This window comes from Bacillus sp. FSL M8-0166 (assembly GCF_038008825.1).
Taxonomy (GTDB): Bacteria; Bacillota; Bacilli; order Bacillales; family Bacillaceae; genus Bacillus; species Bacillus safensis.
In genome coordinates this window covers 3,229,957-3,243,046 of the sequence record NZ_JBBOZZ010000001.1, presented here as the reverse complement: position 1 = coordinate 3,243,046, position 13,090 = coordinate 3,229,957, and the positions used below count along the sequence as shown (strand labels likewise).

Sequence of the window (13,090 nt, the reverse complement as noted above, 5' to 3'; positions counted from 1 at the left end):
CTCTATAATTCCTTTGTCATAAATAAACTGTTTGGATCTTCTTGATATGTACCAAAAGGCGGACAATACTGAAATCCAGCGCTCTCATATAGTTTTCTTGCTGGTTCAAAGAAAGCCATTGCCCCTGTCTCTAAGCTGACACGTGTATAGCCGCGCCGTTTTGCTTCTTGGAGAAGATGATTCAGCATATACCTCGCTACACCTTTTCGCATATGGAGGGCTGCGGTTCTCATCGATTTGATTTCCCCATGTTCACTTGACAGCTCCTTTAATGCTCCGCAGCCAAGAAGCTCTTCTCCATCCCGCACACTCCACACGGTAACATCCTGTTTTTTTAAATCAGTTAATGGAAGGGCATGAATGCTTTCTGGCGGCGAATGCTCCTTCATCTCTTTTATATGTGCGGTAATCAGCTGGTCAATTCGTCCATCCGTGAGTTCATCTTGTAGAATGTACATTTCCATCACTCCTTCACGATCATTGTACGTGAAGGAGTGAATGTTTACCTGCTGTTATGTCAGATAAACGAACAAACAACCGGCACCCATCAGCCAGTTGTTTATTCGTTTTACAAGTATTTATGAAGAAAGAACTGCTTGTAACTCCTCTGCTGTACTGCTTTCAAGCTGACTTCCGACACCGACAGCCACCGCGCCTGCTTTGAGCCACTTCGGAACATCAGCTGGATGAATACCGCCCGTAGGAATAAACTCAATCTCTGGAAATGGACCTTGTAAATTTTTCATATAGGACAAACCGAAGGAGCCGCTTGGAAAAAGCTTGAGCAAGCAGTAGCCATCTGCTTTCGCCTGCATGATTTCACTTGGGGTAAGAACCCCTGGTACATAGAGTGTGTCGTAAAATGAGAGATGTTCTCCAATCATAGGAAGATATCCTGGACTGACGATAAACTGTGAGCCTGCCTCAATGGCTGATTGTGCCTGCTCCAGCGTCGTAATTGTTCCCGCACCTACAATGAGGTCCTGCTCCTGCTGAAAGGCTGCGATAATGCGTTCAGCATTTGGCGTAGTATACGTCACTTCAATGGCACGGACTCCTTTTTTCTTTAAACGCTCAATCATTGCAATGCCTTCTGTTTCACTACCCGCTCTCACCACTGCGATCAATTTACAAGACGCGAGCTGCTTTTTAACGCTCAAACTTGCTGACTTTCCCATATCTCTCATCCCCTTTCATGTACTCCCGCCTTTGATATCGCTTGGCTTCTTTCATAAAAGCTTGAAGCTCCTCCCGGGTAGGCAGGCCATCCTTATCGCCAGGAGACATCACTGCAAGTGCCCCGACTGCATTGCCTCTTGTAATGGATTTTTCATCTGATAAGCCGTCAAGCAAGCCGCTGATGACCCCCACTGCAAATCCATCACCAGCACCGACAGTATCTACGACTTCCTGCACATAAAATCCATTCACAATTCCTTGACCGGCTGCACTTTTATAAAAGGCACCTTCTGCCCCTAGCTTAATGACCACTAGTTTGACACCTTTTTGCAAATAAACATCTGCAATCTCTTCTGGCTCGTGATAACCCGTGAGCCTTTGCCCTTCTGCAAGCCCTGGAAAAAACCAATCCACTTGCGAAGCGATATGATTCACCGTCTGAATCATATCTTCCTCCTCTTCCCATAGCTGAATCCGAAGGTTTGGATCAAATGAAATGGTTTTGCCCGCTTCCTTCATTTCTTGAAGGGCACGAAAAGAAAACGCTCTCATTTCACTGGATATGGCAGGCGGAATACCAGTCATATGAAGGTGGCCTGCCTGTTTGAAATAGGCGGCGGGAAAGTCGCTTGGACTCATTGTGCTCGCAGCAGAGCCTTTCCGATAATATGTGACGTCAGGATCTCCATCCATCACTTTTGATTTAAGTAAGATTCCCGTTTGATACCCATCATTTGAACGGAGCACTGCACTTGTATCGACCCCTTCATTTTGAAGCTCTTCTAAAATAAATGTGCCAAGTGAATCTGCTCCGACTTTGCTCACCCAGCCCACATGAAAGCCCAGCCTCGCCAAGCCGACAGCCACGTTACTCTCTGCACCAGCAAGCGCCTTTTGGAATGTATGCACTTGATGAAGCTCTCCGACTTCCTTTGCATAAAACATCGCCATTGATTCCCCAAATGTGACCGCATCCAATGCTTTCACTCATTTCTCCCCTTTCTCGGTACCGGTTTCAAGTTAGTTAAAAAAGAGAGAGCATGCACGTATGTATACTCTTCTCTGCCTATCATTTATAAAGATTTCCTTACTATGATTTCTCCATCAAGCTGAATGGTTTGGGGCGCACTTTCATCCCCTTCAAGCCGTGTCTTGATTTTTTGCATGGCTGCTTTCCCCATTTCATGAGATGGTTGGGCGACCGTTGTGATTCCAGGTCCAATCAGCTTATACCATTCTGTATCATCAAACCCTGCAATGCCTATCTCTTTAGGAATCTTCACCCCAAGCTCTACAAGTTCACTAATCAGCTTCAGCATGAGTAATCCATTACCGGCTAAAATCGCTTTTTTCTGTTCGTTTGATTGTAAAAAACGGACAATCTCTTCGAGCATTTGTTCCTTTTGCTTTAAATCAATTTCTGCAATGATCGGCTTCTTATGTTTACTCAAAGCTGTCTGTTCATATGCTTCCTTTCGTTCTTCACGAGGGCTGATTCCATCGACAGGCTCAGTAAAAAAAGCGATGTGATCATAGCCTTTCTCATACATTTGTTGAAGCAGCCGGATTGTGATATCACGGTTGTTCGTGGTCACTGTGTCGACTTTCAGTTCAGGCAGCTTTCGGTCCACAAGAACAATCGGCACACCGTTTTTCTTAAAATCCTCCAGAATGTCATTGTTCTGTCCTGTCGTATTGATGATGAGCCCTTCAATATAATGTGCATTCAGCTTAAGAAGCATTTCCCGTTCTTTTTCTGGACGATTATCTGTGTTGCACACCATGATGCTGTATCCATATTCATCACAAATCTCTTCGACCCCGCGAAGTGTTGCCACAGAGAATGGATTCGTAATGTCGGCTACAATAAACCCAATGACCTTGCTTTTTCTGACTTTCAGTCCTTGAGCAAGCTGACTCGGGCGATAATGGAGTTCCTCAATGGCTTTCTTGATTTTTTTTACCTTTTCTGAAGAAATTTCATTTGTTCTGCCATTGATATATCTGGATACAGTTGATTTTGAGACCCCTGCATAAGATGCAACTTCGTTAATGGTCACTTTCGTTTGCTTTTTCTCTTTCATTCAAAAAACTCCCACAATGGATCTTCTCATTTGGTTCGAAACCGATTTCAAATAAACTTAAAAAGAGCATATCATAATTGAATGCTTTTCAGAAGGTTTTTTTGCATGATGATAACAAAAATTCGTCTAATCAGAGAAAAAGAAAGCGATTTCAACTTAACGGTTGACGGCGCTCTCTTTTTCCTCTAAAATTTTCCTTGAAACCGATACCAAATAAATATCAATATTTGTTTCAGATGGAAAGGGAGGCTTATCCAAATGGAAAATCGTTATGCTGTACATCCTGAGCAGGTCAAACGTTTTACAACAGAGGAACTTCGTCGTCATTTTCATATTCCTACGCTATTTGTCAGTGGTGAATTAAAGCTCTATTACTCACACGAGGACCGCGTGGTGATTGGCGGAGCCATGCCGGCAGCAGAGCCGATCACACTAGATGCTGGAGACTTTTTACGGACGGAGTATTTTCTTGAAAGACGAGAAATCGGGATTGTGAATGTCGGCGGACAAGGAACGGTCACTGTTGATGGTGAGACCTTTGTGCTGGAGCATAAAGATTTCTTATATATTGGTCTTGGTCACGAAGATGTACAGTTTGCTAGTTCATCAGGCGAGCAGGCCAAGTTCTATCTAGTATCAGCCACGGCTCATAGAGCGTATCCTACGCAAAAAGCAGCCATCGCTGAATTAACACCAAACCACTTAGGGGAAGCAGCTGCCTCCAACGTGCGAAACCTGTATCAAGTCATCCATGCAGACGGCATCCAAAGCTGTCAGCTCATGATGGGCATCACTCAGCTTGAAACCAATAACACATGGAACACGATGCCCGCTCATATTCATGATCGCCGGATGGAAGTGTACTTATATCTTGATATCGAAGAGGATGCACGAGTCTTTCATTTTATGGGGGAGCCATCTGAAACAAGACATCTTGTTGTGGCCAACGAGGAAGCAGTCATTTCACCTGCCTGGTCCATTCATTCAGGCTCAGGTACAGCGAATTATTCATTTATTTGGGCAATGGCGGGCGAAAACTATACGTTCAAAGATATGGACTTTGTCCCAATGGATCAGCTGAGGTAACGAGGATGATGACAACATCATATGCAGCGTCCCTCTTTTCCCTTGAAGGAAAAACAGCCCTTGTAACAGGTCCCGGAACCGGCATTGGGCAAGGCATTGCCGTGGCGCTTGCCAAATCAGGTGCAGATATCATCGGCACATATCATCACACACCGCTTGAAGAAACAAAGGCGCTTGTCGAACAGGCAGGCCGATCATTTCATGCGGTTCAGGTTGACTTTTCTAGCCCTCAGTCTGCAAAGCAGGATGTCGACGCCATATTAAAGAAGCATACGATTGATATTCTCATCAATAATGCTGGAACGATCAAAAGAGAGCAGGCGGCTCACTATTCAGAGGAAGATTGGCATACAGTCATGGATGTGAATATCAACAGTCTCTTTTTCCTCACGCAAAAGGTTGGACAGCAGATGCTGAAAAACGGGCAAGGGAAAATCATCAATATCGCCTCCCTTCTATCGTTTCAAGGCGGCGTCTTTGTCCCCGCCTATACAGCAAGCAAGCATGCTGTCGCAGGGCTGACGAAAGCTTTTGCCAACGAATGGGCGAGCCAGCATATTCAAGTGAATGCGATTGCTCCTGGGTATATTGCGACCAATAACACACAAGCCATTCGGGACGATGAAAATCGAAATGAAGAGATTCTCAAACGAATCCCCGCCGGACGCTGGGGAAAGCCTGAGGATCTAGCCGGTGCTGCTGTTTTCCTTAGCTCACCAGCTTCTGATTATATGAACGGCCACATTTTAGCTGTTGACGGGGGCTGGCTTGCGAGATAAATATACGAGAGAATTCCTATTCGGGGATTCTCTTTTTTCTATTTGCATAATTCTCCACCTTCCGAGTCACTCTATAAAAAACATGTGATGAGGGTGAGGTATTATGAAAAGTCGTATTGAACAAGATATAACGTCCGTCATTAAGCGTGTCAAAAGCTTTGCCGGAAGAAGTGATGATATCGTGTTCCACTCTTTTTCATTTGGTCCTTCCACTATTTCTGCATGTCTCGTGTACGTTGAAGGACTCACAGAATTTGAATTGCTTTCTAAGCAAATCATTTCACCAATGCAAAAGGATTTGGACATCACTGAGGTTGGTTCTACTACACTTTCCTCCCTTTCAAAAACGTTCTTTGGCATTCAAAGTGATGTGCTGGATGATATGAACCTTGCCATCGAGCAATTATATAGCGGCAAGGCTATTTTATTTGTAGATGGAGCGGCTCAAGCGCTTGCACTCCATACGAATATTTTTCAATTTAGGGAAGTAGAAGAGCCGCAATCTGAAGTTCTTGTAAGAGGACCACGGATCGGATTTATTGAGAATCTTGAAAAAAACACGGCTTTACTCCGTGAACGGGCAAATGACCCTAATCTTGTGATTCAAAAGGTGAGTATCGGTACTCGCAATAAAAAATCCGCTGCTCTAGTGTATGTTCGTGATATTGCTGATCCTAAACTAGTAGAAGATGTTCTATCACGCATGGCCGAAATCAAAATGGATGACATCCCTGAAACCGGCTATATTGAACAGTTGATTGAGGACAGCCATATCTCCATTTTTCCACAGATTCAAAACACAGAACGTCCTGACCGGGTGATTGCATCTGTGCTTGAAGGCAAAGTCTCGGTTTTGCTCGATGGGACTCCTTTTGCCCTCATATTACCTATGACACTTACAGCTTTAATGCAATCACCGGAGGATTATTATCAGAGGTGGACAAGCGCGACTCTTTTGCGTTTACTTCGTTATATTGCCGTGCTGCTCACGATTTTTTTACCCGGGCTTTACATTGCACTTGTCTCTTATCATCCCGGTTTATTACCGACAAGAATGGCACTCACCATCGCAGGCAGCCGGCAGAATGTTCCCTTCCCTCCTGTTGTCGAAGCCATTCTCATGTCTTTTACGATAGAGCTTCTGCGGGAAGCTGGACTACGGCTTCCAAGAGCCATTGGACAGACAATTGGACTCATTGGCGGCGTTATTATTGGTCAGGCAGCTGTCCAAGCCAATATCGTCAGTGCCTTAATGGTGATTATTGTGTCGCTGACCGCACTGGCTGACTTCACGGCACCGTCATATGACTTTAGTTTCCCACTGCGTATTTTGCGGTTTATGGCCATTTTTAGTTCAGCATTGTTTGGATTATACGGTTTAATCATGTGTTATTTATTTGTACTTTGTCACTTGATGCAGTTAAAGACCTTTGGTTTTGACTATTTCACACCAGTATTGTCTTCACCGTTTTCAGATTTAAAGGATACGTACGTTCGTTTACCAATCGGACTATTTAAATCCAGACCTAAAACAGCAAAAATAAAAAATCTCAAAAGACAAGGAGATTAAACGATGTACAGACCTGAAAGGCTATCATTGTTACAAGTAACCATCCTCTGCAGCTCTACAATGATAGGCGCTGGAATTTTAACCATTCCACGCAGTTCTGCCAATTCAGGATACCCTGATGGCTGGATCATTGTATTAATACAGGGAGTCATCTTTGCTTTCGTTGCTTTTTTGTTGGGGTGGATTGCCGAAAAGAATGCACCAGACACGATTTTTGAGTCAAATACAAAAGGAGCAGGGGCATTTTTTGGCACGATCTTTAATTTAATGCTGATCGCCTATTTACTAGGCATTGTCGGCTTTGAGGCACGTGTTCTCGGCGAAGTGGTTCAGTTTTTCCTGCTGCAATCGACTCCCATGACCGTGATTGTCATGATTTTTCTACTTGTGGCGATCTATCATTTGAAAAGCGGTATCTTTCCAGTCGTCAAAATGGTGACCTATATTTATCCGATCACCATGGTCATTTACATAGCCCTCATGCTGTTTAGTTTAAAAATATTTGATTTTGATTATTTGCGCCCTGTGATGGCGCATGGTTTTAAAGATTTTAGTAACCTGTTCTCTCAAACCTTTATTCAATTTACAGGGTTTGAAGTGATTTTGTTTGTTGTCCCGCTCATTTATAAAGACAAATGGTCTAAGGCAAAATGGGCGGCTGCGATCGGGGTTGGAATTACTTCTCTTGTATATTCCCTCACCCTCTTTATAGTGATTGGCTCCATGACAGTAGGAGAAACGAAATCTCTCACTTGGCCGACGGTTTCCCTCATTCAAGCGCTTGAACTTGAAGGGGTGTTTATCGAACGATTTGATATTTTCTTACTGACAATTTGGACGTGCCAGCAGTTCATTTGTATGCTTGGCTTTTTCCAATTTGCGATTAAAGGCTGCTTCACCGTTTTTAAAACAACCAATATAACGAGACTGCTATGGCTGCTATTTTTAATTACATCAGCACTCTCACTTTTCCCTAGAAATATCAATGAAGTCTTTTACTTCTCTACTTTACTCGGCTACGCATTGTTCGCGGTTTTAGCCATTCCTTTTATTACAGCTATCCTGCTGATGATACGCAAAAAATGGGGAGGTCGTTCTGCATGAGAGGAAGGCGTATACTGTTATTCTTTTTTTCCTGTTGCCTTTTCCTTTTATCAGCAGGCTGCTGGGACTTAAAGGATATTGAAAAACTATCATTTGTACGTGGTGTTGGCATTGATGAGGAAGATGAGAATGGAGTTAAGCTGACCTACCAAAACCTTGTACCGAAAACAGGTGGAACACAAGAAGCCGATTCTCCTGGCTATGTGAATGTCGTCTCGAAGGGAAAAAATGTGCTGGAGGCTGTCAGTAATGTCGCCTTGAAGGACCCGCCGATCTATAGTGATCACCTGAAAATCTTCTTGTTTGGCAGAAATCAAGCGGAGCATCACGATATTCAAGGAACACTTAATCATTTTATTCGAGATGATGAGGTTCGGCGCAGCAGCTATCTCCTCGTGTCACGAGATGATGCAGCAAAAGTGATCAATCAAAAGTTAAAATCTCAACAGAAGGTACCGGTTGAGCATATCTTTGAAACATCCAAAAACCGAAGTTTTAATGGAAAGATCTTACTGCCAACACGTATTGGCCGGGCGTCTGATTACTTTCAGATGGGTATAAGCTTTCTTGTGCAGAGTGTGGATGTGGTAAACGGCGAACTCGCCTATGATGGGGCAGGGATCATTCATGGAAAAACGCGGAAGCTGATCGGTTTTATTCCAGCGAAAGATGTCCAATCTTTAAATTGGGTGATGGATGGTATTTCGGGCGGCGTTGTACCTGCCACCTATAAAGGCTTTCCGATCACGTATGAAATTAAGAAATCCCAAACCAAGGTTGAACCATATCTGAAAGATGGAAAGATTTCTTTTCACATTAGCGTACAAACAAATGGAAAATTATCAGAGGATCAATATCCCCCTGAAAACTCATACGATGAACAGTACATTAAACGATTTGAGCGGATTTTTTCTCGTAAAATTAAAGAACGCATTCAAAAAGCGGTCAGTCATATGCAACATGAAGTAGGTGTTGATCCCATTTTTTTAAGCCGGCATTTTCGTATTAAGTATCCTGAATATTGGGATCAGCATCGAGACGAATGGGACACACTATTTCAAGAAGCAGACATAACATATGATATAAAAGTGAGCATCTTGAACTTTGGTGCAGAAGGCGCAACAAAAAGCTTCAAATGGTAATGCAAAAAGGCGGTTATCCCGAAGGGGAACCGCCTTTTTTACGTACAACCATTAGAATCTGGTATAGCGTCACTTGATCAGACAAAGCGTTTGTTTGAAATCCAAGTGACGCCCCTATTCTTGCTACTTCGTCAAAAAACAATTGGACGTTTTGATCAATCTGTACATTGATTCGCTGTTCGATCACGCGTTCAAACAATTGGTCTGGGAAAAGCGCACGCATCGTATTTGGTGTGAAGAACCGCATATGGGTTCGGTCTAAAATTCCAACATCTTGATACGTAAAATCCCCTGTCATTAACGGGAGAAGCACCTCTGCATGCATCATGTTAGGCAAACAGCAAATGATGACGCCGCCTGGCTTTAAAGATGCGTGCGCTTGCTCAATGATGTGCCAAGGATCTGACACATGCTCTAAAACATCTGAAAAAATGACCACATCAAAAAAGGCCTCTTTCTCTGACCATGGGTATTCATCCGCATTTGCCTCGATGACTTCTTCATAATACGCCTTTGCGACAGCTGCTTTTAATGTATCCGCCTCTACCCCGTACATGTCAACAGACTGACGATTCATTAATTCAAGCCCGGTTGCCCCTGCGCCGCACCCAACATCCAGCACGTGTGCAGCGTCCTCAGGGAGTAATTCCGCAAAATAAGGATGAGGAGTGATCAAATTTAGATCTATGCCCCACTTATCTAAAAATCGATGTCTGTTCTCAGTAAACAGTGTTGAGATGTTCGTTTCTTGATTGGCATTGAAGGTAGCATGACCATGATGATGCACAAATGAATCATGGACAATTTGCAGCTGATATCCTTTCAGTAATGAACGTAAACAAAGATCGTCATCCTCAAATGATCCATAAACGAACCGCTCATCAAATAACCCCACATCCTCGATCAGCTCTCTTTTCACGAGCAGGCAAAACCCCACAAGCCGGTGCACATAAGTTCTTTGACCTTTTCTCTTAGCCGTATATTCCTTAGCAAAGGCTGGGAGCTCCTTTACATCTGTATACGACGGCTGGACCATCTGAGGGCCGCTCACATAATTGGAGACTGGCCCCACCATCCCAATCCGTTCTGATGCGAATAAGGCCTCTTTTAATGGAGTAAGCCAGTTTTCCGTCACGATCGTGTCATTATTTAAAAAGAGAATGCTGTCTCCTGAAGCTTCTTTTGCCCCTTGATTACAGCCCTTTGCAAAACCTTGATTCTCTTCATTATCAATAAATATCACATCTTCCAGCTCTCTTACATATTCCTTCGTGCCATCAATTGACGCATTATCGACGATGATGAGTTCATATTGGTCGCTGCTCGTATGCTGTTTAATGCTCTCGATACATGTTTTCGTTAAATGCAGTTCGTTGTACGTCAGCATGACAATGCTTGTTTTCCCTTTCATCTCATTTCCACCTTTCACCCGCCTGTTCCATATGTATGTGATAGGCAGCACGTTCAGAAGATGAGGGAATGTCCTTTCTTGATTAAACGTTTGTTTAACATAGGAAAACCAGCTGCTTGCAGCAGCTGGCCATTGTTTACACCGTTTTTCCTTCGTCACCTGCGACGGCACGATTTCTCTTTTTTAGATCTTCTTCAATTTCTTCAAGACTTTTCCCTTTCGTTTCGGTCACTAAGTATCTCACAAACAGGAAGGCGCCTACGCCGATGACCGCATAGATGAAGAAGAGATTACTGATGCCAATCGCGCTTAATAAAGCTGGGAATGTAAGCGAGATGATTAAATTTCCCGTATGAAGGAGGAAGGTCGAGACACCTGTACCGATTCCCCGGACATGTACTGGGAACAGCTCTGGGAGCATCACCCAAACGACTGGACCCCAGCTGACAGCAAAGATGACGATAAAGAGACCTAAACAAATAACGGTTGTCCATCCTGCAGCAGTTGACCCCTCGAAAAATCGGTTGACCACTGACAGGACAATTAAACTAAGAACCATTCCCGCATTCCCAAATAGGAGCAGCGCTTTACGTCCTACACGGTCAATGATTTTGATGGCGACAAACGTCATGATGACATTCACTGCACCAATTCCGACGGTTCCTAAAATCGCCGCTGAATTCCCAAAGCCAACGCTTGTGAATGTTTTTGGTGCATAGTAAATGATCGTATTTGTACCGATAAACTGCTGCAGGAAGGCTAGACCGACACCGGCAATCAATGCTGGGCGTACCCATGGCTCAAATAATTCCTTAAAACCGCCTTTTTCTTCACTTTCCGCCTTTTGAATATCTGAAATTTCTTCTTCAACTTCTTGCTTACTTTTTCTGAGTTTAGATAATATCTCCTTTGCACGGTCAGCCTGTCCGTGGACAAACAACCAGCGGGGACTTTCCGGCATAAACAAAATCCCACATAATAAAAGAACAGAAGGAACAACCGCAATTCCAAGCATCAAGCGCCATGCCTCTGCATCCGCTAAAGCGTAGTTCACAATATAGGCAAGAAGAATACCAAATGTGATCATGAGCTGGTTTAAAGAGGACAGTGCCCCTCGTGATTCCTTTGGTGCAAGTTCAGATAAATATAATGGAACAATCGTTGTCGAGCACCCGACGGCGAGCCCTAGTACAATTCGGAATAAGACCATCACTTCCGTATTCGGGGCAAAGGCTGTACCAAATCCGCCAATAATAAACAAAATAGCTGCTGCGATGATGGCTTTTTTTCGCCCAAATTGGTCTGTCAGCTTTCCAGAAAGAGAAGAACCAAGCATCGCCCCGATTAAAATTGAGCTGACGACAAGCCCCTCTGTAAAAGCGTTTAAACCTAAATCTTCTTTCATAAATAAGATGGCGCCAGAGATGACACCTGTATCATAGCCATATAAAGCACCGCCAAGGGCGCCGAAGAAATAAAGCCATCCATTCCGATTTTTCATGATCATAACCCCACTTTTGTCTCTGTACTCTATGAAAAGTCATTTTCCTCACTTCCTGTCATTTCAAACATTTCGATGTTTTATGACAAATATATTTCATTTGTATATCTTTGAAACTTTTTACGAGAAGGAAACGTCAATTAAGCGTTAGTGAAAAAAATGTCGCACTATATCCCGTTTTAAGGTATATTTGTTTTAGTTTGTAAGCATAAAGAAGGACATCTTTACTATAAAAATCATAGCGAGGGTTTAAAATATATGGATCAATCACGAAGTAAACGCAAAGGGAAAAAGCGTTTAAAACCATGGGTGAAAGTCACTCTATTTATATTTGGTATTCTTTTACTGACGACCGCTTCTGTTACTGGCTATGCCTACTACAAAGTAACAAATGCTGCCAAAAAGGCACAAGTATCTCTAGATCGCGGTGCACAATCTGTGAAACGAATTGAAGCATTCGATCCAGGAAAAGACAGCTTTTCTGTCTTGCTGCTTGGAATTGACAGCAGACCGGGCGAAACAGTGAAACAAGCACGAAGCGATGCAATGGTGTTAGCGACCATTAACCGCACAAATAAAACCGTTAAATTATTAAGCATTCCTAGGGACTCATACGTTAATATTCCAGGCCACGGTTTTGATAAAATTACTCACGCACACGCATTTGGCGGTGCAGATTTAACAGTGAGTACAGTTGAAGATTTACTAGATATTCCGGTCGATTTTGTCATCCAAAGTAATTTCGTAGCATTTAAAGAAATCGTTAACGAATTAAACGGTGTTCCTATTAACATCAAGGATGATTACCTTGTGAAACAGATTAAAAAAGATACAAAAGGCAAGGTTGTGCTTCAAACTGGAACTCATACACTAGATGGTGATCAAGCGCTCGCATATGTGAGAACAAGAAAAGCAGATAGTGACTTAATGCGTGGACAGCGGCAAATGGAAGTGTTAAAAGCCATTTTTGATAAATCAAAATCATTAACATCTATTCCGTCATACGACAATATCATTGATACACTCGGTGATAATGTGTCAACCACGCTTTCTATGAAGGAGTTAGTCGGTCTTTTCCCTCTATTGACTTCATTGAAATCGGTTGATACCATTCAGCTTAAAGGAACTGATTACCAGCCAAACGGGGTTTATTATTTCCAATTGGATCAAAACCAGCTGAACGAAGTGAAAACTGAATTGAAGAAGCAGCTTGAATTATCATAAATAGAAGCGT

The 13,090-nt window shown here is 43.1% G+C and carries 12 protein-coding genes; 6 read left to right on the top strand and 6 right to left on the bottom strand.

Annotated features, from left to right (window positions below; translation table 11 throughout):
• Positions 1 to 2: 2 nt before the first annotated feature.
• The 4 genes from NSS92_RS16735 to NSS92_RS16720 form a co-directional block, all read right to left on the bottom strand.
• On the bottom strand, positions 3 to 458 hold the full coding sequence (locus NSS92_RS16735) for a GNAT family N-acetyltransferase (RefSeq protein WP_254805997.1): 456 nt from the start codon (positions 456 to 458) through the stop codon (positions 3 to 5).
• 120 nt (positions 459 to 578) lie between these two features.
• Positions 579 to 1,178, bottom strand: coding sequence for a bifunctional 4-hydroxy-2-oxoglutarate aldolase/2-dehydro-3-deoxy-phosphogluconate aldolase (locus NSS92_RS16730; RefSeq protein WP_267586777.1), 600 nt, complete (start codon positions 1,176 to 1,178; stop codon positions 579 to 581).
• The gene (locus NSS92_RS16725) at positions 1,150 to 2,166 is read right to left on the bottom strand and encodes a sugar kinase (RefSeq protein WP_340869387.1); all 1,017 of its coding nucleotides are present in this window, start codon (positions 2,164 to 2,166) and stop codon (positions 1,150 to 1,152) included. The genes NSS92_RS16730 and NSS92_RS16725 overlap by 29 nt, the downstream gene beginning before the upstream one ends.
• An 86-nt stretch (positions 2,167 to 2,252) precedes the next feature.
• Positions 2,253 to 3,263 carry a LacI family DNA-binding transcriptional regulator gene (locus tag NSS92_RS16720; protein WP_340869385.1) on the bottom strand — a complete coding sequence of 337 codons (1,011 nt, stop codon included), beginning with the start codon at positions 3,261 to 3,263 and terminating at the stop codon, positions 2,253 to 2,255.
• Positions 3,264 to 3,521: 258 nt separating this feature from the next.
• On the opposite strand from NSS92_RS16720, the gene kduI reads away from it, so the two are divergent.
• From kduI to NSS92_RS16695, 5 genes are all read left to right on the top strand, one after another.
• Positions 3,522 to 4,349: a 5-dehydro-4-deoxy-D-glucuronate isomerase gene (gene kduI / locus NSS92_RS16715; protein ID WP_340869383.1), complete on the top strand. Its 828-nt coding sequence runs from the start codon at positions 3,522 to 3,524 to the stop codon at positions 4,347 to 4,349.
• Positions 4,350 to 4,354: 5 nt separating this feature from the next.
• Positions 4,355 to 5,128 (top strand): 2-dehydro-3-deoxy-D-gluconate 5-dehydrogenase KduD, encoded by a 774-nt coding sequence (gene kduD, locus NSS92_RS16710; RefSeq protein WP_340869381.1) that lies wholly within the window; start codon positions 4,355 to 4,357, stop codon positions 5,126 to 5,128.
• 103 nt (positions 5,129 to 5,231) lie between these two features.
• Positions 5,232 to 6,698, top strand: a complete 1,467-nt coding sequence (locus tag NSS92_RS16705) for a spore germination protein (RefSeq protein WP_340869379.1) — start codon at positions 5,232 to 5,234, stop codon at positions 6,696 to 6,698.
• 3 nt (positions 6,699 to 6,701) lie between these two features.
• Positions 6,702 to 7,802 (top strand): GerAB/ArcD/ProY family transporter, encoded by a 1,101-nt coding sequence (locus NSS92_RS16700; protein WP_267586782.1) that lies wholly within the window; start codon positions 6,702 to 6,704, stop codon positions 7,800 to 7,802.
• Entirely contained in the window at positions 7,799 to 8,944 is a 1,146-nt protein-coding gene (locus NSS92_RS16695; RefSeq protein WP_267586783.1) for a Ger(x)C family spore germination protein, read from the top strand. The genes NSS92_RS16700 and NSS92_RS16695 overlap by 4 nt, the downstream gene beginning before the upstream one ends.
• A 13-nt stretch (positions 8,945 to 8,957) precedes the next feature.
• Here NSS92_RS16695 and NSS92_RS16690 read toward each other — a convergent pair whose 3' ends face one another.
• On the bottom strand, positions 8,958 to 10,355 hold the full coding sequence (locus NSS92_RS16690) for a bifunctional glycosyltransferase family 2 protein/class I SAM-dependent methyltransferase (RefSeq protein ID WP_340869376.1): 1,398 nt from the start codon (positions 10,353 to 10,355) through the stop codon (positions 8,958 to 8,960).
• A 136-nt stretch (positions 10,356 to 10,491) separates the two neighbouring features.
• Entirely contained in the window at positions 10,492 to 11,856 is a 1,365-nt protein-coding gene (locus tag NSS92_RS16685) for a sugar porter family MFS transporter (RefSeq protein WP_340869374.1), read from the bottom strand.
• A 258-nt stretch (positions 11,857 to 12,114) separates the two neighbouring features.
• On the opposite strand from NSS92_RS16685, the gene NSS92_RS16680 reads away from it, so the two are divergent.
• Entirely contained in the window at positions 12,115 to 13,080 is a 966-nt protein-coding gene (locus NSS92_RS16680) for an LCP family protein (RefSeq protein WP_267586786.1), read from the top strand.
• The last annotated feature ends 10 nt before the right edge of the window (positions 13,081 to 13,090 follow it).

Coding starts and splice junctions, on each gene's coding strand:
- NSS92_RS16700 (WP_267586782.1), top strand. CDS start 6,702: ATGTACAGACCTGAAAGGCTATCATTGTTACAAGTAACCATCCTCTGC.
- NSS92_RS16685 (WP_340869374.1), bottom strand. CDS start 11,856: ATGAAAAATCGGAATGGATGGCTTTATTTCTTCGGCGCCCTTGGCGGT.
- NSS92_RS16720 (WP_340869385.1), bottom strand. CDS start 3,263: ATGAAAGAGAAAAAGCAAACGAAAGTGACCATTAACGAAGTTGCATCT.
- kduD (WP_340869381.1), top strand. CDS start 4,355: ATGATGACAACATCATATGCAGCGTCCCTCTTTTCCCTTGAAGGAAAA.
- kduI (WP_340869383.1), top strand. CDS start 3,522: ATGGAAAATCGTTATGCTGTACATCCTGAGCAGGTCAAACGTTTTACA.
- NSS92_RS16730 (WP_267586777.1), bottom strand. CDS start 1,178: ATGGGAAAGTCAGCAAGTTTGAGCGTTAAAAAGCAGCTCGCGTCTTGT.
- NSS92_RS16735 (WP_254805997.1), bottom strand. CDS start 458: ATGTACATTCTACAAGATGAACTCACGGATGGACGAATTGACCAGCTG.
- NSS92_RS16695 (WP_267586783.1), top strand. CDS start 7,799: ATGAGAGGAAGGCGTATACTGTTATTCTTTTTTTCCTGTTGCCTTTTC.
- NSS92_RS16690 (WP_340869376.1), bottom strand. CDS start 10,355: ATGAAAGGGAAAACAAGCATTGTCATGCTGACGTACAACGAACTGCAT.
- NSS92_RS16680 (WP_267586786.1), top strand. CDS start 12,115: ATGGATCAATCACGAAGTAAACGCAAAGGGAAAAAGCGTTTAAAACCA.
- NSS92_RS16705 (WP_340869379.1), top strand. CDS start 5,232: ATGAAAAGTCGTATTGAACAAGATATAACGTCCGTCATTAAGCGTGTC.